Annotated in this window: 1 protein-coding gene; it reads left to right on the top strand. The window is 41.0% G+C overall.

Going from position 1 to position 559, the window contains the following annotated elements:
* Positions 1-247: 247 nt before the first annotated feature.
* Positions 248-559: AsmA family protein (locus A3766_RS07895; protein WP_231882859.1), on the top strand; the 312-nt coding region annotated here is incomplete at its 3' end.

Raw genomic sequence — 559 nt, 5'->3', positions numbered from 1 at the left:
TAACGGTAAACTCGCGATCAATATCAATACTTACTTTAACGGTCATTTCCTACCTCACTATTATTATCACTGGTGGTTTTCTCAGGGTGTATTTCTGTGCGGGCAAGCCTATTAATGAGCGTTCCGATTAGAAATTCGAAAAGCTTCAATGACATAATCCTGCAGACCAGCAATAATAAACACTTCAAAGATAAAAAGCCACGATACCTTGAACAAGAAACCGACTCATTAAGGGCCATATACAGCAATGAACAAATTTCTTAAATTCAGCTTACTTTTGGTTATCGGACTGCCCTTATTAGCAGTGCTAGGTATCGCGCTGTTCATTCAGTTTCAAGATGCAAATCGCTTCAAACCTACGATTGAGCAGCAAGCTATAGAACAAGCCGGAATAAACTTATCGATAGACGGGTCCCTAACCTGGTCTTTGTACCCACTCGGCATTGATATCAACGATATGCAAATCAGTGATCAGCATGGACAAGCGTTTGCATCTATTAAGAGAATACTGGCGCAGGTAGACCTATTTTCTTTACTCAAGGGTTCACCCAGCGTTCAC

This window comes from Oleiphilus sp. HI0132, assembly GCF_001635845.1.
Note: the sequence above shows the minus strand (reverse complement) of the source record. Positions and strands in the feature narration are given on the sequence as shown.